The following is a 15,168-nucleotide window of genomic DNA, read 5'->3' as shown; positions in this document are numbered from 1 at the left end:
CAGATGGCTAAACAACCGGGATTAGATTTTCAAAGTGCCAAAGGTGGCTTAGGCGAGCTGAAACGCAGACTGCTGTTTGTTATCGGTGCGCTGATTGTGTTCCGTATTGGCTCTTTTATTCCGATCCCTGGTATTGATGCCGCTGTACTTGCCAAACTGCTTGAGCAACAGCGAGGCACCATCATTGAGATGTTTAACATGTTCTCTGGTGGTGCTCTCAGCCGTGCTTCTATCTTTGCTCTGGGGATCATGCCGTATATTTCGGCGTCGATCATTATCCAGCTGCTGACGGTGGTTCACCCAACGTTGGCAGAAATTAAGAAAGAAGGGGAGTCTGGTCGTCGTAAGATCAGCCAGTACACCCGCTACGGTACTCTGGTGCTGGCAATATTCCAGTCGATCGGTATTGCTACCGGTCTGCCGAATATGCCAGGTATGCAAGGCCTGGTGATTAACCCGGGCTTTGCATTCTACTTCACCGCTGTTGTAAGTCTGGTCACAGGAACGATGTTCCTGATGTGGTTGGGCGAACAGATCACTGAACGAGGTATCGGCAACGGTATTTCAATCATTATCTTCGCCGGTATTGTCGCGGGACTCCCGCCAGCCATTGCCCATACTATCGAGCAAGCGCGTCAAGGCGACCTGCACTTCCTCGTGTTGCTGTTGGTTGCAGTATTAGTATTTGCAGTGACGTTCTTTGTTGTATTTGTTGAGCGTGGTCAACGCCGCATTGTGGTAAACTACGCGAAACGTCAGCAAGGTCGTCGTGTCTATGCTGCACAGAGCACACATTTACCGCTGAAAGTGAATATGGCGGGGGTAATCCCGGCAATCTTCGCTTCCAGTATTATTCTGTTCCCGGCGACCATCGCGTCATGGTTCGGGGGCGGTACTGGTTGGAACTGGCTGACAACAATTTCGCTGTATTTGCAGCCTGGGCAACCGCTTTATGTGTTACTCTATGCGTCTGCAATCATCTTCTTCTGTTTCTTCTACACGGCGTTGGTTTTCAACCCGCGTGAAACAGCAGATAACCTGAAGAAGTCCGGTGCATTTGTACCAGGAATTCGTCCGGGAGAGCAAACGGCGAAGTATATCGATAAAGTAATGACCCGCCTGACCCTGGTTGGTGCGCTGTATATTACCTTTATCTGCCTGATCCCGGAGTTCATGCGTGATGCAATGAAAGTACCGTTCTACTTCGGTGGGACCTCACTGCTTATCGTTGTTGTCGTGATTATGGACTTTATGGCTCAAGTGCAAACTCTGATGATGTCCAGTCAGTATGAGTCTGCATTGAAGAAGGCGAACCTGAAAGGCTACGGCCGATAATTGGTCGCCCGAGAAGTTACGGAGAGTAAAAATGAAAGTTCGTGCTTCCGTCAAGAAATTATGCCGTAACTGCAAAATCGTTAAGCGTGATGGTGTCATCCGTGTGATTTGCAGTGCCGAGCCGAAGCATAAACAGCGCCAAGGCTGATTTTTTCGCATATTTTTCTTGCAAAGTTGGGTTGAGCTGGCTAGATTAGCCAGCCAATCTTTTGTATGTCTGTGCGTTTCCATTTGAGTATCCTGAAAACGGGCTTTTCAGCATGGAACGTACATATTAAATAGTAGGAGTGCATAGTGGCCCGTATAGCAGGCATTAACATTCCTGATCATAAGCATGCCGTAATCGCATTAACTTCGATTTATGGCGTCGGCAAGACCCGTTCTAAAGCCATCCTGGCTGCAGCGGGTATCGCTGAAGATGTTAAGATCAGTGAGCTGTCTGAAGGACAAATCGACACGCTGCGTGACGAAGTTGCCAAATTTGTCGTTGAAGGTGATCTGCGCCGTGAAATCAGCATGAGCATCAAGCGCCTGATGGATCTTGGTTGCTATCGCGGTTTGCGTCATCGTCGTGGTCTCCCGGTTCGCGGTCAGCGTACCAAGACCAACGCACGTACCCGTAAGGGTCCGCGCAAACCGATCAAGAAATAATCGGGGTGATTGAATAATGGCAAAGGCACCAATTCGTGCACGTAAACGTGTAAGAAAACAAGTCTCTGACGGCGTGGCTCATATCCATGCTTCTTTCAACAACACCATCGTGACTATCACTGATCGTCAGGGTAACGCGTTGGGTTGGGCAACAGCCGGTGGTTCCGGTTTCCGTGGTTCTCGCAAATCCACTCCGTTTGCAGCTCAGGTTGCAGCAGAGCGTTGCGCTGACGCCGTGAAAGAATACGGCATCAAGAATCTGGAAGTTATGGTTAAAGGTCCGGGTCCAGGCCGCGAATCTACTATTCGTGCTCTGAACGCCGCAGGTTTCCGCATCACTAACATTACTGATGTGACTCCGATCCCTCATAACGGTTGTCGTCCGCCGAAAAAACGTCGCGTATAACGCCTCGTTTTCCAGGTTTGTTGGAGAAAGAAAATGGCAAGATATTTGGGTCCTAAGCTCAAGCTGAGCCGTCGTGAGGGCACCGACTTATTCCTTAAGTCTGGCGTTCGCGCGATCGATACCAAGTGTAAAATTGAACAAGCTCCTGGCCAGCACGGTGCGCGTAAACCGCGTCTGTCTGACTATGGTGTGCAGTTGCGTGAAAAGCAAAAAGTTCGCCGTATCTATGGTGTGCTGGAGCGTCAGTTCCGTAACTACTACAAAGAAGCAGCACGTCTGAAAGGCAACACCGGTGAAAACCTGTTGGCTCTGCTGGAAGGTCGTCTGGACAACGTTGTATACCGTATGGGCTTCGGTGCCACTCGTGCAGAAGCACGTCAGCTGGTTAGCCATAAAGCAATTATGGTAAACGGTCGTGTTGTTAACATCGCTTCTTATCAGGTTAGTCCGAATGACGTTGTAAGCATTCGTGAGAAAGCGAAGAAGCAGTCTCGCGTGAAAGCCGCTCTGGAGCTGGCTGAGCAGCGTGAAAAGCCAACCTGGCTGGAAGTTGATGCTGGCAAGATGGAAGGTACGTTTAAGCGTAAGCCGGAGCGTTCTGATCTGTCTGCGGACATTAACGAACACCTGATCGTCGAGCTTTACTCCAAGTAAAGCTTAGTACCAAAGAGAGGACACAATGCAGGGTTCTGTGACAGAGTTTCTAAAACCGCGCCTGGTTGATATCGAGCAAGTGAGTTCGACGCACGCCAAGGTGACCCTTGAGCCTTTAGAGCGTGGCTTTGGCCATACTCTGGGTAACGCACTGCGCCGTATTCTGCTCTCATCGATGCCGGGTTGCGCGGTGACCGAGGTTGAGATTGATGGTGTACTACATGAGTACAGCACCAAAGAAGGCGTTCAGGAAGATATCCTGGAAATCCTGCTCAACCTGAAAGGGCTGGCGGTGAGAGTTCAGGGCAAAGATGAAGTTATTCTTACCTTGAATAAATCTGGCATTGGCCCTGTGACTGCAGCCGATATCACCCACGACGGTGATGTCGAAATCGTCAAGCCGCAGCACGTGATCTGCCACCTGACCGATGAGAACGCGTCTATTAGCATGCGTATCAAAGTTCAGCGCGGTCGTGGTTATGTGCCGGCTTCTACCCGAATTCATTCGGAAGAAGATGAGCGCCCAATCGGCCGTCTGCTGGTCGACGCATGCTACAGCCCTGTGGAGCGTATTGCCTACAATGTTGAAGCAGCGCGTGTAGAACAGCGTACCGACCTGGACAAGCTGGTCATCGAAATGGAAACCAACGGCACAATCGATCCTGAAGAGGCGATTCGTCGTGCGGCAACCATTCTGGCTGAACAACTGGAAGCTTTCGTTGACTTACGTGATGTACGTCAGCCTGAAGTGAAAGAAGAGAAACCAGAGTTCGATCCGATCCTGCTGCGCCCTGTTGACGATCTGGAATTGACTGTCCGCTCTGCTAACTGCCTTAAAGCAGAAGCTATCCACTATATCGGTGATCTGGTACAGCGTACCGAGGTTGAGCTCCTTAAAACGCCTAACCTTGGTAAAAAATCTCTTACTGAGATTAAAGACGTGCTGGCTTCCCGTGGACTGTCTCTGGGCATGCGCCTGGAAAACTGGCCACCGGCAAGCATCGCTGACGAGTAACCGGATCACAGGTTAAGGTTTTACTGAGAAGGATAAGGTCATGCGCCATCGTAAGAGTGGTCGTCAACTGAACCGCAACAGCAGCCATCGCCAGGCTATGTTCCGCAATATGGCAGGTTCACTGGTTCGTCATGAAATCATCAAGACGACTCTGCCTAAAGCGAAAGAGCTGCGCCGCGTAGTTGAGCCGCTGATTACTCTTGCCAAGACTGATAGCGTTGCTAATCGTCGTCTGGCATTCGCCCGTACTCGTGATAACGAGATCGTGGCAAAACTGTTTAACGAACTGGGCCCGCGTTTCGCGAGCCGTGCCGGTGGTTACACTCGTATTCTGAAGTGTGGCTTCCGTGCAGGCGACAACGCGCCGATGGCTTACATCGAGCTGGTTGATCGTTCAGAGAAAGCAGAAGCTGCTGCAGAGTAATCTGAAGCAACGTAAAAAAACCCGCCCCGGCGGGTTTTTTTATACCCGTAGCATCCCCACTTATCTACAATAGTTGTACTCTTTTTGTTCATCCCCTGGAGTATTTATGTGGTTACTTGACCAGTGGGCAGAGCGTCATATAGCAGAAGCGCAAGCGAAAGGTGAGTTTGATAACCTGACAGGTAGCGGCGAACCATTGATACTGGATGATGATTCTCATGTGCCACCGGAATTACGTGCGGGGTATCGCTTGCTGAAGAATGCCGGTTGCTTACCGCCAGAACTTGAGCAACGGAGGGAAGCAATTCAGCTTCTGGATATCCTCAAAGGTATCCGTCACGATGATCCGCAATATCAAGAGGTTAGCCGTCGATTGTCATTACTGGAATTGAAGCTGCGACAAGCTGGATTGAGTACCGATTTTTTACGCGGCGATTATGCTGACAAGTTGTTGAATAAAATCAACGATAACTAGTGGAGTATGTATGTATCGCATTGGTGAGCTGGCAAAAATGGCGGAAGTAACACCCGACACGATTCGTTATTACGAAAAGCAGCAGATGATGGAGCATGAAGTGCGTACTGAAGGTGGGTTTCGCCTGTATACCGAAAGCGATCTCCAGCGATTGAAATTTATCCGCCATGCCAGACAACTAGGTTTCAGTCTAGAGTCGATCCGCGAGTTGCTGTCGATCCGTATCGATCCTGAACACCATACCTGTCAGGAGTCAAAAGGCATTGTGCAGGAAAGATTGCAGGAAGTCGAAGCACGGATAGCCGAGTTGCAGAGTATGCAGCGTTCCTTGCAACGCCTTAACGATGCCTGTTGTGGGACCGCCCATAGCAGTGTTTATTGCTCGATTCTTGAAGCTCTTGAACAAGGGGCGAGTGGCGTTAAGAGCGGCTGTTGATTTTTTGCACTGGCAGGATTACACTCGCGCCGTTAAATAACCAACTGGAGTTTTTATGAGCCGATATCAGCATACTAAAGGGCAGATAAAGTATAATGCGATAGAAGCATTACTACATGATCCCTTATTCCGACAGCGAGTAGAGAAAAATAAGAAAGGGAAAGGCAGTTACATGCGAAAAGGAAAACATGGCAATCGGGGGAACTGGGAGGCCAGTGGCAAGAAAGTAAATCACTTTTTTACCACTGGCCTTCTGCTTTCAGGTGTTTGTTAAGAGCGGTTATTCTGCTCTTTCAGCAAATCACGAATTTCTGTCAGTAATACTTCTTCTTTAGTTGGTGCTGGTGCGGCTGCTGGTTCTTCTTTTTTCCGATTCAGTTTGTTGATTAGCTTAATCGCCATAAAGATGGCAAAGGCCACAATCAGAAAATCAAAGACGTTTTGAATGAAGACACCGTAATGCATCACAACAGCAGGGATATCCCCCTGCGCATCGCGTAGCGTGACAGCAAACTGTTTAAAGTCGATCCCGCCAATTAATAAGCCCAGTGGTGGCATGATGATATCGGCAACCAGTGAAGATACAATCTTCCCGAATGCCGCACCGATAATGACACCCACCGCCAAATCCACCACGTTCCCGCGCATCGCAAATTCGCGAAATTCTTTAATAATGCTCATGTTATTCTCCCTATGAAGCCGACAAACATAAGTCTAACAAATGTTAAGCCATTTTCCTGCCAGGAATGAATTTAATTAATCCTTGATAATCAAAGGGAAATAATAAGGCGTCATTAGACGCCTTATTAATTACAAGAAGAAAGGGCTTGGCTGGAAGAGTCTTTCGACGTCGGTAATAAATTTTTTATCTGTGAGGAACATAATTACGTGATCGCCTTGCTCAATGCGCAGATTGTCATTGGCAATCATCACGTCGTTTCCACGTACCACCGCTCCAATAATCGTTCCTGGCGGTAGCTTGATTTCGTCAATGACTCTGCCGACAACGCGTGAGGTGCTTTCATCACCATGAGCAACGGCTTCAATAGCTTCTGCTACGCCGCGGCGCAATGAGGAAACACCAACAATATCTGCTTTTCGCACATGGCTAAGCAACGCAGAAATAGTTGCTTGTTGTGGTGAAATCGCAATATCGATCACGCTCCCCTGAACCAGATCCACATAAGCGCGACGCTGGATCAATACCATCACCTTTTTCGCACCCATACGTTTGGCAAGCATGGCGGACATGATATTGGCCTCGTCATCGTTGGTGACGGCAATAAACAGATCAACTTGATCGATATGTTCTTCGGCCAGCAGTTCTTGATCCGACGCATCACCAAAAAAGACGATCGTATTCTGCAACTTTTCCGCCAGTTCGGCAGCGCGCTGCTGATTACGTTCGATGAGTTTAACGCTGTAATCTTTTTCCAGACGACGCGCCAGCCCTGCACCGATATTACCGCCACCAACCAGCATGATCCGCTTATACGGTTTTTCCAGTCGCTGTAATTCACTCATCACCGCGCGGATATGCTGTGAAGCGGCAATAAAGAACACTTCATCACCAGCCTCAACAATGGTCGAACCTTGCGGACGAATGGGGCGATCGTGGCGGAAAATTGCTGCCACACGAGTATCGATATGTGGCATATGTTCGCGCATGGTCGAAAGTGCATTACCAATCAGCGGGCCGCCATAATAGGCTTTAACCACAGCGAGGCTGACTTTACCCTCAGCGAAGTTCACCACCTGCAATGCGCCGGGATACTCAATCAGTCGGTAAATATTATCGATAACCAACTGCTCTGGTGCGATCAGATGATCAATCGGTACAGCATCTGAATGAAATAGCTTATCGGCATCGCGTACGTAGTCTGGTGAGCGGATACGAGCGATGCGATTAGGGGTGTTGAAAAGTGAGTAGGCTACCTGGCAGGCAACCATATTGGTTTCATCTGAACTGGTTACAGCAACCAGCATATCGGCGTCGTCGGCACCTGCCTCCCGCAATACGCGTGGATGAGAGCCATGCCCCTGCACGACTCGCAGGTCAAATTTATCCTGCAAGGTTCGCAGACGCTCACCGTTGGTATCGACAACAGTGATATCGTTGTTCTCGCCAACCAGGTTTTCCGCCAGTGTGCCGCCAACCTGGCCGGCACCCAGAATGATAATTTTCATCAGTCGCGACCCGTTATCTCATCACTTTTTGATTAGCTTAGCGTAAAAGAAGCCGTCGCCCTCTTCGGCACCAGGCAGATTTTGTTTACCCGGTTGCTCTGGTGTTCCTGTTTCGCAAAGTTCGGCATCAGCGGTACGTTGCAAAAAGGCTTTAATCTGCAGGCTATTCTCTTCCGGTAACACCGAACAGGTGGCATAGACCAGGGTTCCACCGGATTTTAAATGCGGCCAAATGGCGTCGAGAATTTCAGACTGCAATTGCGCGAGTTCTGGGATATCGCGATCGCGACGTAACCATTTAATATCCGGATGGCGACGAATCACACCGGTTGCTGAACAAGGCGCATCTAATAAAATGCGATCAAACTGTTGCTCGCCACACCATTGGGAAGGGTAACGGCCATCACCTTGTTTCACGGTTGCCTTCATACCAAGGCGTTTTAAATTGTCGTAAACGCGAGAGAGGCGCTGTTCGTCAATATCAACCGCAACAACCTGCGCTTCTGGTGCCACCTCAAGGATATGCGTTGTTTTACCGCCGGGGGCGGCACAAAGATCCAGAATGTGTTCACCGTTTTGTGGCGCAAGCCAGGTCATGCAACCTTGTGCTGATGCATCCTGAACGGTAACCCATCCGTCTTCAAAACCAGGTAGCGCATGAACAGGTGCAGGTGTTTCCAGCCGTACAGCATCAGGGTAATCCGCATGCGGGAAACCTTTCATTCCTGCTTCATCCAGCAATGCAAGCCAGCTGTCGCGGGAATGATGCGTACGATTAATACGCAGCCACATTGGCGGACGCTGGTTATTGGCTTCGACGATGGATTGCCACTGCTCTGGATACGCTTTTTGCAGACGCTTCAGCAACCAGGAAGGATGCAGATAACGTGCATCACTGGTATTAAACTCGGCTAATAACTCTTCTTGCTGACGCTGGAACTGGCGTAATACACCGTTAATCAACCCTTTAAGTTGCGGACGCTTAATTGCGATAGCGCCTTCAACCGTTTCAGCCAGCGCAGCATGAGGTGGAATGCGGGTATAAAGCAGTTGATACAAACCAACCATAATCAGGTAATGCACGGTCCGCTGTTTGCCGGTCATCGGACGGGCCATTAACTTATTAATCAGCCAGTCTAACTGCGAAAGCGTACGCAGTACGCCAAAGCACAACTCTTGAAGAAGTGCTTTGTCTTTATCGGAAACTTTTTGCTGGAGCGGTGGCAGAATGTTGCTTAATGATTGCCCTTGCTCGACGACTTGTTCAACGGCCTGGGCCGCCATGCTACGTAAATTACGTTGTTTTTTCATAAGTATAAAAATGCCCGGCAAGACCGGGCTTAGAAGAGTGGACTATCAGACCAGACGGTTGCCCGGAACAAACCATTCCCGACGAGAGTTCAGGAGGTCTTGCGCGCTCATCGCTTTCTTACCCGCAGGTTGTAACGAGAGCAGGTTCAGGATGCCATCACCAGTCGCAACCTGAATGCCTTGTTTGTTGGCTTCAAGGATCGTTCCTGGTGCAGCGTTGGTTGCCGTATCAATGACCGATGCTTTCCAGACTTTAACCGGCTGTCCTTCAATTTCCACCCAGCTCATTGGCCATGGATTGAAAGCGCGAATGCAGCGTTCAAGCTGTGCTGCCGAAAGTGACCAGTCAATACGCGCTTCTTCTTTACTCAACTTCTCGGCGTAAGTGACAAGAGTTTCGTCCTGAACTTCTGGTTTCGCCGTGCCGTCTGCCAATTGTTTCAACGTGGTGATAAGCCCTTGTGGGCCAAGCTCTGCCAGCTTGTCGTACAGCGTACCACTGGTATCTTCTGCAGTAATCGGGCAGGAGAGCTTATAGAGCATGTCACCGGTGTCTAAACCAACATCCATTTGCATAATGGTCACACCAGTTTCTGCATCACCCGCCCATAGTGAGCGTTGGATTGGTGCAGCACCGCGCCAGCGTGGCAGCAGTGAACCATGAACGTTGATACAGCCAAGACGCGGCATCTCCAGCACTGCTTTAGGCAGAATTAAGCCATAGGCGACGACAACCATAACATCAGCCTGTAGATCGGCGACCAGTTGCTGGTTTTCTTGTGGACGCAGGGAAACAGGTTGAAAAACGGGCAGACCTTTTTCCTCAGCCAGAACTTTAACCGGGCTGGGCATCAGTTTTTTACCGCGTCCTGCCGGTCGGTCTGGCTGGGTGAACACGCCAACGACGTTATGACCAGAAGACAACAGCGCGTCGAGATGACGCGCTGCAAAGTCAGGTGTACCCGCAAAAATAATACGTAGTGATTCTGACACGTTAGTTCTTATCCTTAAGCCCGGGCTTTCAGACGATCCAGTTTTTCAACTTTCTGACGAATACGTTGTTGTTTCAGCGGTGACAGATAATCCATAAACAGTTTGCCGACCAGGTGATCCATCTCATGCTGAATACAGATGGCTAACAGACCATCTGCTTCCAGTTCAAATGGTTTACCGTCGCGGTCCAGGGCGCGAATTTTAACTTTCTCTGCGCGTGGCACTAAAGCACGTTGTTCAGGGATCGACAGGCATCCTTCTTCAATGCCTGTTTCGCCGCTTTTTTCTAAAAGCTCCGGATTGATTAACACCAGCCGTTCGTCACGGTTTTCCGAAACATCAATAACAATGATACGTTGATGGATATCAACCTGGGTTGCCGCCAGGCCAATACCTTCTTCTGCGTACATCGTCTCGAACATATCATCGACGATACGCTGAATTTCTGCATTCACTTCTTCTACCGGTTTAGCAACTTTGCGAAGCCGCTCGTCCGGAATATGTAACACTTGCAAAACTGACATAAATCTCCAGAGATGTGTTCAGGAGTTAGAAAGATTATTTCTTCTATTCTAGACAAATCCCCCTCTGATTGACAGCATCACTGACCAATCGCAAAGATTGCTAAGGCTGCTTATGGCAGGGAGATAAGGATGGTCGATACAGAAATTTGGCTGCGTTTAATGAGCATCAGCAGCTTGTACGGCGATGATATGGTCCGTATCGCTCACTGGGTGGCAAAACAGTCGCATATTGATGCGGTTGTATTGCAGCAAACAGGGCTTACATTGCGGCAGGCACAACGCTTTCTTTCATTTCCACGAAAGAGTATCGAAAGCTCACTTTGTTGGTTGGAGCAACCCAACCATCATTTAATCCCTGCGGACAGCGAATTTTATCCTCCTCAACTTCTGGTGACGACAGATTACCCCGGCGCACTGTTTGTTGAAGGAGAACTGCACGCGCTGCATTCATTTCAGCTTGCCGTAGTGGGGAGTCGGGCGCATTCATGGTATGGCGAGCGATGGGGACGATTATTTTGCGAAACTCTGGCGAAGCGTGGAGTGACAATTACGAGTGGACTGGCGCGTGGAATCGATGGTGTGGCGCATAAAGCGGCCTTACAGGTAAATGGCGTCAGCATTGCTGTATTGGGGAACGGACTTAATACCATTCATCCCCGCCGCCATGCCCGACTGGCTACCAGTTTGCTTGAACATGGTGGGGCACTTGTCTCGGAATTTCCCCTCGATGTTCCACCCCTTGCTTACAATTTCCCACGAAGAAATCGCATTATCAGTGGTCTAAGTAAAGGTGTACTGGTGGTGGAAGCGGCTTTGCGCAGTGGTTCGTTGGTGACAGCACGTTGTGCGCTTGAGCAGGGGCGTGAAGTTTTTGCCTTGCCAGGACCAATAGGGAATCCGGGAAGCGAAGGGCCTCACTGGTTAATAAAACAAGGTGCGATTCTTGTGACGGAACCGGAAGAAATTCTGGAAAACTTGCAATTTGGATTGCACTGGTTGCCAGACGCCCCTGAAAATTCATTTTATTCACCAGATCAGGAAGACGTGGCATTGCCATTTCCTGAGCTCCTGGCTAACGTAGGAGATGAGGTAACACCTGTTGACGTCGTCGCTGAACGTGCCGGCCAACCTGTGCCAGAGGTAGTTACTCAACTACTCGAACTGGAGTTAGCAGGATGGATCGCAGCTGTACCCGGCGGCTATGTCCGATTGAGGAGGGCATGCCATGTTCGACGTACTAATGTATTTGTTTGAAACCTATATTCACACAGAAGCTGAGTTGCGTGTGGATCAAGACAAACTTGAACAGGATCTTACCGACGCAGGATTTGATCGAGAAGATATCTACAATGCCCTGCTTTGGCTGGAAAAGCTTGCGGATTATCAGGAAGGACTGGCAGAACCGATGCAACTGGCCTCTGATCCACTCTCCATGCGTATTTATACCCCTGAAGAGTGTGAAAGACTGGATGCCAGCTGTCGTGGTTTTCTGCTTTTCCTTGAGCAAATTCAGGTGCTTAACCTTGAAACCCGTGAAATGGTGATAGAGCGAGTGCTCGCGCTGGATACCGCAGAGTTCGACCTGGAAGACCTGAAATGGGTAATCCTGATGGTGTTGTTCAATATTCCGGGCTGCGAAAATGCGTACCAGCAAATGGAAGAATTACTCTTTGAAGTGAATGAAGGTATGCTGCATTAATCATTTCTTTAATTCAGCATAAGTTGTTATGGCGAAATCAGCACTGTTCACGGTGCGTAATAATGAGTCCTGCCCAAAGTGCGGGGCTGAACTGGTTATTCGATCCGGGAAACACGGTCCGTTTCTTGGATGCTCACAGTATCCGGCGTGTGACTACGTCCGTCCTCTGAAATCTTCAGCAGATGGACATATCGTCAAAGTTCTGGAGGGGCAGGTTTGCCCTGCATGTGGCGCAAATCTGGTATTACGCCAGGGACGCTTTGGTATGTTTATTGGTTGCATTAACTACCCTGAATGCGAACATACCGAACTTATCGATAAACCGGACGAAACAGCAATTACATGCCCCCAATGTCGGACGGGCCATCTGGTCCAGCGCCGCTCCCGTTATGGCAAAACATTTCACTCTTGTGATCGCTACCCGGAGTGTCAATTTGCCATTAACTTCAAACCCATAGCCGGAGAGTGTCCTGAGTGTCACTATCCGCTACTCATCGAAAAGAAAACCGCGCAGGGTGTTAAACATTTCTGTGCCAGTAAACAATGTGGAAAGCCGGTTTCGGCGGAATAATAACGTGAATAATAACCTGCAAGGAGACGCTATCGCGGCTGCGGTAGATGTCCTCAATGAAGAACGTGTCATCGCCTATCCAACGGAAGCTGTTTTCGGTGTCGGGTGCGATCCTGATAGCGAAACTGCAGTGATGCGACTGTTGGAGTTAAAACAGCGTCCGGTTGATAAGGGGCTGATTTTAATCGCAGCAAATTACGAGCAGCTCAAACCTTATATCGATGACAGCATGCTGACGGACGCGCAGCGTGAAACCATTTTTTCCCGCTGGCCAGGTCCTGTCACCTTTGTCTTTCCCGCGCCTGCGACAACACCGCGCTGGTTGACGGGGCGCTTTGATTCGCTTGCTGTACGAGTCACCGACCATCCGTTGGTGATTGCTTTGTGCCAGGCTTATGGTAAACCGCTGGTTTCTACTAGTGCCAACTTGAGTGGATTGCCACCTTGCCGGACAGTAGACGAAGTTCGCGCACAATTTGGCGCGGCGTTCCCGGTTGTGCCTGGTGAAACGGGGGGGCGTTTAAATCCTTCAGAAATCCGCGATGCCCTGACGGGTGAACTGTTTCGACAGGGGTAACATAATGGAAATCTATGCTGTTTTTGGTAATCCGATAGCCCACAGCAAATCGCCATTCATTCATCAGCAATTTGCTCAGCAACTGAATATTGAACATCCCTATGGGCGCGTGTTGGCACCCATCAATGATTTCATCAACACACTGAACGCTTTCTTTAGTGCTGGTGGTAAAGGTGCGAATGTGACGGTGCCTTTTAAAGAAGAGGCTTTTGCCAGAGCGGATGAACTCACTGAACGGGCAGCGTTGGCTGGTGCTGTTAATACCCTCAAGCAGTTAGAAGATGGGCGCCTGCTGGGTGACAATACCGATGGCGTAGGTTTGTTAAGCGATCTGGAACGTCTCTCTTTTATCCGCCCCGGGCTACGTATCCTGCTCATTGGCGCTGGCGGGGCATCTCGCGGTGTACTACTGCCACTTCTTTCCCTGGACTGTGTGGTGACAATCACTAATCGGACGGTTTCCCGCGCGGAAGAGTTGGCTAAATTGTTTGCGCATACTGGCAGTATTCAGGCGTTGGGTATGGATGAACTGGAAAGTCATGAGTTCGATCTCATTATTAATGCAACATCCAGTGGCATCAGTGGTGATATTCCCGCGATCCCAGCATCGCTCATCCATCCAGGTATTTGTTGTTATGACATGTTCTATCAGAAAGGAAAAACACCTTTTCTGGCATGGTGTGAGCAGCGAGGCTCAAAGCGTAATGCTGATGGTTTAGGGATGCTGGTGGCACAGGCGGCTCATGCCTTCCTTCTTTGGCATGGCGTTCTGCCTGATGTAGAACCGGTCATCAAACAATTGCAACAGGAGCTGGCGGTGTGAATCAGGCCATCCAGTTTCCAGACAGGGAAGAGTGGGACGAGAATAAAAAATGTGTATGTTTTCCCGCTCTGGTGAATGGTATGCAACTGACATGTGCGATCTCTGGCGAGAGCCTGGCGTATCGCTTTACTGGAGATACGCCAGAACAGTGGTTAGCGAGTTTTCGTCAGCATCGCTGGGACCTGGAAGAAGAAGCGGAAAACTTAATTCAGGAACAAAGTGAAGATGATCAAGGCTGGGTCTGGTTACCCTGATCCAGATATTCGTCTTTCCATTTGACGTAATTATTCGCGGAATAGCGTAACCCAGCCTTCTCTTCATCACTTAACGGGCGGATCTGTTTGACGGGGCTACCGAGATACAGATATCCGCTCTCCAGCCGTTTATTTTGTGGGACCAGGCTACCCGCACCAATCATCACATCATCTTCTACTATTGCGCCATCAAGTAAAATTGAGCCCATCCCAACCAAAACTCGATTGCCAATGGTGCAGCCGTGGAGCATCACTTTATGTCCAACCGTAACGTCTTCGCCGACGATTAACGGATTGCCTTGTGGATTAGCCGTTGATTTATGGGTCACGTGTAAGACGCTGCCATCCTGGATATTGGTTCGGGCGCCGATCTGAACATAATTAACATCACCACGAATTACAACAAGTGGCCAGATCCCCACATCATCGGCCAACCGAACATCACCAATAACCACACTGCTACTGTCAATCATGACTCGCTGACCGATTTGTGGAAAAAGATCCCGGTATGGGCGTAGAGTGTCTGACATACTTACCTCAACGAAAAATGATTTATCTATGACTTTGGGTGCTTTATTAGCCTTGCGCAAGTGTTTTGCTATGTAAAAATGCGCCATTTTGCATGTGAATGCAGCAAAGAGGCTGAAAAAAGAACAAACAGAAAAAAAGATCAAAAAAGTACTTGTGCAAAAAATTGGGATCCCTATAATGCGCCTCCGTTGAGACGACAACGTGAAACACTTCACAAGATGCTCGTAACAACGAAGAGTAAAATCCTGAAATTCAGGGTTGACTCTGAAAGAGGAAAGCGTAATATACGCCACCTCGCGACA

The 15,168-nt window shown here is 49.3% G+C and carries 22 protein-coding genes; 16 read left to right on the top strand and 6 right to left on the bottom strand.

Annotation, left to right across the window (positions count from 1 at the left end; translation table 11 throughout):
• Positions 1–3: 3 nt before the first annotated feature.
• The 10 genes from secY (at position 4) to arfA (ending at position 5,670) form a co-directional block, all read left to right on the top strand.
• Entirely contained in the window at positions 4–1,335 is a 1,332-nt protein-coding gene (gene secY, locus A7098_RS05700; RefSeq protein ID WP_001118861.1) for a preprotein translocase subunit SecY, read from the top strand.
• A 31-nt stretch (positions 1,336–1,366) separates the two neighbouring features.
• The gene (gene rpmJ, locus A7098_RS05695) at positions 1,367–1,483 is read left to right on the top strand and encodes a 50S ribosomal protein L36 (protein WP_000868187.1); all 117 of its coding nucleotides are present in this window, start codon (positions 1,367–1,369) and stop codon (positions 1,481–1,483) included.
• A 146-nt stretch (positions 1,484–1,629) separates the two neighbouring features.
• A complete protein-coding gene (gene rpsM / locus A7098_RS05690) occupies positions 1,630–1,986 on the top strand; it encodes a 30S ribosomal protein S13 (RefSeq protein WP_000090775.1) in 357 nt (118 codons plus the stop codon).
• A 16-nt stretch (positions 1,987–2,002) separates the two neighbouring features.
• Positions 2,003–2,392: a 30S ribosomal protein S11 gene (gene rpsK / locus A7098_RS05685; protein WP_001029684.1), complete on the top strand. Its 390-nt coding sequence runs from the start codon at positions 2,003–2,005 to the stop codon at positions 2,390–2,392.
• A gap of 33 nt (positions 2,393–2,425) precedes the next feature.
• Positions 2,426–3,046, top strand: coding sequence for a 30S ribosomal protein S4 (gene rpsD / locus A7098_RS05680; protein ID WP_000135224.1), 621 nt, complete (start codon positions 2,426–2,428; stop codon positions 3,044–3,046).
• Positions 3,047–3,071: 25 nt separating this feature from the next.
• Positions 3,072–4,061, top strand: coding sequence for a DNA-directed RNA polymerase subunit alpha (gene rpoA, locus A7098_RS05675; protein ID WP_001162094.1), 990 nt, complete (start codon positions 3,072–3,074; stop codon positions 4,059–4,061).
• A gap of 40 nt (positions 4,062–4,101) precedes the next feature.
• Positions 4,102–4,485, top strand: coding sequence for a 50S ribosomal protein L17 (gene rplQ / locus A7098_RS05670; RefSeq protein ID WP_001216368.1), 384 nt, complete (start codon positions 4,102–4,104; stop codon positions 4,483–4,485).
• 106 nt (positions 4,486–4,591) lie between these two features.
• Positions 4,592–4,960, top strand: coding sequence for a DUF1992 domain-containing protein (locus tag A7098_RS05665; RefSeq protein WP_000266502.1), 369 nt, complete (start codon positions 4,592–4,594; stop codon positions 4,958–4,960).
• A 10-nt stretch (positions 4,961–4,970) separates the two neighbouring features.
• Positions 4,971–5,396: a Zn(2+)-responsive transcriptional regulator gene (gene zntR, locus A7098_RS05660; RefSeq protein ID WP_000285607.1), complete on the top strand. Its 426-nt coding sequence runs from the start codon at positions 4,971–4,973 to the stop codon at positions 5,394–5,396.
• 55 nt (positions 5,397–5,451) lie between these two features.
• Positions 5,452–5,670, top strand: a complete 219-nt coding sequence (arfA, locus tag A7098_RS05655) for an alternative ribosome-rescue factor ArfA (protein ID WP_032226602.1) — start codon at positions 5,452–5,454, stop codon at positions 5,668–5,670.
• Here arfA and mscL read toward each other — a convergent pair.
• The 5 genes from mscL to def all read right to left on the bottom strand — a co-directional run bounded on the left by mscL (position 5,667) and on the right by def (position 10,411).
• Positions 5,667–6,077 carry a large-conductance mechanosensitive channel protein MscL gene (gene mscL / locus A7098_RS05650; protein ID WP_000022442.1) on the bottom strand — a complete coding sequence of 137 codons (411 nt, stop codon included), beginning with the start codon at positions 6,075–6,077 and terminating at the stop codon, positions 5,667–5,669. The genes arfA and mscL overlap by 4 nt on opposite strands.
• Positions 6,078–6,206: 129 nt before the next feature.
• The gene (gene trkA / locus A7098_RS05645; RefSeq protein WP_000691382.1) at positions 6,207–7,583 is read right to left on the bottom strand and encodes a Trk system potassium transporter TrkA; all 1,377 of its coding nucleotides are present in this window, start codon (positions 7,581–7,583) and stop codon (positions 6,207–6,209) included.
• 21 nt (positions 7,584–7,604) lie between these two features.
• Positions 7,605–8,894, bottom strand: coding sequence for a 16S rRNA (cytosine(967)-C(5))-methyltransferase RsmB (gene rsmB, locus A7098_RS05640; protein ID WP_001411437.1), 1,290 nt, complete (start codon positions 8,892–8,894; stop codon positions 7,605–7,607).
• A gap of 45 nt (positions 8,895–8,939) precedes the next feature.
• Positions 8,940–9,887, bottom strand: coding sequence for a methionyl-tRNA formyltransferase (fmt, locus tag A7098_RS05635; RefSeq protein ID WP_000004459.1), 948 nt, complete (start codon positions 9,885–9,887; stop codon positions 8,940–8,942).
• Between the two features lie 14 nt (positions 9,888–9,901).
• Complete coding sequence (gene def / locus A7098_RS05630) at positions 9,902–10,411, bottom strand: peptide deformylase (protein WP_000114984.1); 510 nt, start codon at positions 10,409–10,411, stop codon at positions 9,902–9,904.
• A gap of 129 nt (positions 10,412–10,540) precedes the next feature.
• Here def and dprA point away from each other — a divergent pair, with 129 nt between their 5' ends.
• From dprA to A7098_RS05600, 6 genes are read left to right on the top strand one after another with little or no spacing between them, the layout of a single operon-like run.
• On the top strand, positions 10,541–11,665 hold the full coding sequence (gene dprA / locus A7098_RS05625) for a DNA-protecting protein DprA (RefSeq protein WP_105280482.1): 1,125 nt from the start codon (positions 10,541–10,543) through the stop codon (positions 11,663–11,665).
• Positions 11,637–12,110: a DUF494 family protein Smg gene (gene smg, locus A7098_RS05620; protein WP_000460672.1), complete on the top strand. Its 474-nt coding sequence runs from the start codon at positions 11,637–11,639 to the stop codon at positions 12,108–12,110. Before dprA ends, smg begins: the two co-directional genes overlap by 29 nt.
• Before the next feature lie 28 nt (positions 12,111–12,138).
• Positions 12,139–12,681 carry a type I DNA topoisomerase gene (locus tag A7098_RS05615; RefSeq protein WP_001129722.1) on the top strand — a complete coding sequence of 181 codons (543 nt, stop codon included), beginning with the start codon at positions 12,139–12,141 and terminating at the stop codon, positions 12,679–12,681.
• Positions 12,682–12,685: 4 nt separating this feature from the next.
• The gene (tsaC, locus tag A7098_RS05610; RefSeq protein WP_010346162.1) at positions 12,686–13,258 is read left to right on the top strand and encodes an L-threonylcarbamoyladenylate synthase type 1 TsaC; all 573 of its coding nucleotides are present in this window, start codon (positions 12,686–12,688) and stop codon (positions 13,256–13,258) included.
• Positions 13,259–13,262: 4 nt separating this feature from the next.
• The gene (aroE, locus tag A7098_RS05605; protein ID WP_105280481.1) at positions 13,263–14,081 is read left to right on the top strand and encodes a shikimate dehydrogenase; all 819 of its coding nucleotides are present in this window, start codon (positions 13,263–13,265) and stop codon (positions 14,079–14,081) included.
• Entirely contained in the window at positions 14,078–14,335 is a 258-nt protein-coding gene (locus A7098_RS05600) for a DUF1488 domain-containing protein (protein ID WP_001070563.1), read from the top strand. Before aroE ends, A7098_RS05600 begins: the two co-directional genes overlap by 4 nt.
• Here A7098_RS05600 and A7098_RS05595 read toward each other — a convergent pair.
• The gene (locus A7098_RS05595) at positions 14,311–14,865 is read right to left on the bottom strand and encodes a gamma carbonic anhydrase family protein (RefSeq protein WP_001285642.1); all 555 of its coding nucleotides are present in this window, start codon (positions 14,863–14,865) and stop codon (positions 14,311–14,313) included. The genes A7098_RS05600 and A7098_RS05595 overlap by 25 nt on opposite strands.
• Positions 14,866–15,168: the final 303 nt, after the last annotated feature.

The organism is Escherichia sp. MOD1-EC7011, from assembly GCF_002965005.1.
Lineage (GTDB): Bacteria > Pseudomonadota > Gammaproteobacteria > Enterobacterales > Enterobacteriaceae > Escherichia > Escherichia ruysiae.
This window is presented reverse-complemented; position numbering and strand designations above follow the sequence as displayed.

Coding starts and splice junctions, on each gene's coding strand:
- secY (WP_001118861.1), top strand. CDS start 4: ATGGCTAAACAACCGGGATTAGATTTTCAAAGTGCCAAAGGTGGCTTA.
- rpmJ (WP_000868187.1), top strand. CDS start 1,367: ATGAAAGTTCGTGCTTCCGTCAAGAAATTATGCCGTAACTGCAAAATC.
- rpsK (WP_001029684.1), top strand. CDS start 2,003: ATGGCAAAGGCACCAATTCGTGCACGTAAACGTGTAAGAAAACAAGTC.
- rpsD (WP_000135224.1), top strand. CDS start 2,426: ATGGCAAGATATTTGGGTCCTAAGCTCAAGCTGAGCCGTCGTGAGGGC.
- rpoA (WP_001162094.1), top strand. CDS start 3,072: ATGCAGGGTTCTGTGACAGAGTTTCTAAAACCGCGCCTGGTTGATATC.
- rplQ (WP_001216368.1), top strand. CDS start 4,102: ATGCGCCATCGTAAGAGTGGTCGTCAACTGAACCGCAACAGCAGCCAT.
- A7098_RS05665 (WP_000266502.1), top strand. CDS start 4,592: ATGTGGTTACTTGACCAGTGGGCAGAGCGTCATATAGCAGAAGCGCAA.
- zntR (WP_000285607.1), top strand. CDS start 4,971: ATGTATCGCATTGGTGAGCTGGCAAAAATGGCGGAAGTAACACCCGAC.
- arfA (WP_032226602.1), top strand. CDS start 5,452: ATGAGCCGATATCAGCATACTAAAGGGCAGATAAAGTATAATGCGATA.
- mscL (WP_000022442.1), bottom strand. CDS start 6,077: ATGAGCATTATTAAAGAATTTCGCGAATTTGCGATGCGCGGGAACGTG.
- trkA (WP_000691382.1), bottom strand. CDS start 7,583: ATGAAAATTATCATTCTGGGTGCCGGCCAGGTTGGCGGCACACTGGCG.
- rsmB (WP_001411437.1), bottom strand. CDS start 8,894: ATGAAAAAACAACGTAATTTACGTAGCATGGCGGCCCAGGCCGTTGAA.
- def (WP_000114984.1), bottom strand. CDS start 10,411: ATGTCAGTTTTGCAAGTGTTACATATTCCGGACGAGCGGCTTCGCAAA.
- dprA (WP_105280482.1), top strand. CDS start 10,541: ATGGTCGATACAGAAATTTGGCTGCGTTTAATGAGCATCAGCAGCTTG.
- smg (WP_000460672.1), top strand. CDS start 11,637: ATGTTCGACGTACTAATGTATTTGTTTGAAACCTATATTCACACAGAA.
- A7098_RS05615 (WP_001129722.1), top strand. CDS start 12,139: ATGGCGAAATCAGCACTGTTCACGGTGCGTAATAATGAGTCCTGCCCA.
- aroE (WP_105280481.1), top strand. CDS start 13,263: ATGGAAATCTATGCTGTTTTTGGTAATCCGATAGCCCACAGCAAATCG.
- A7098_RS05595 (WP_001285642.1), bottom strand. CDS start 14,865: ATGTCAGACACTCTACGCCCATACCGGGATCTTTTTCCACAAATCGGT.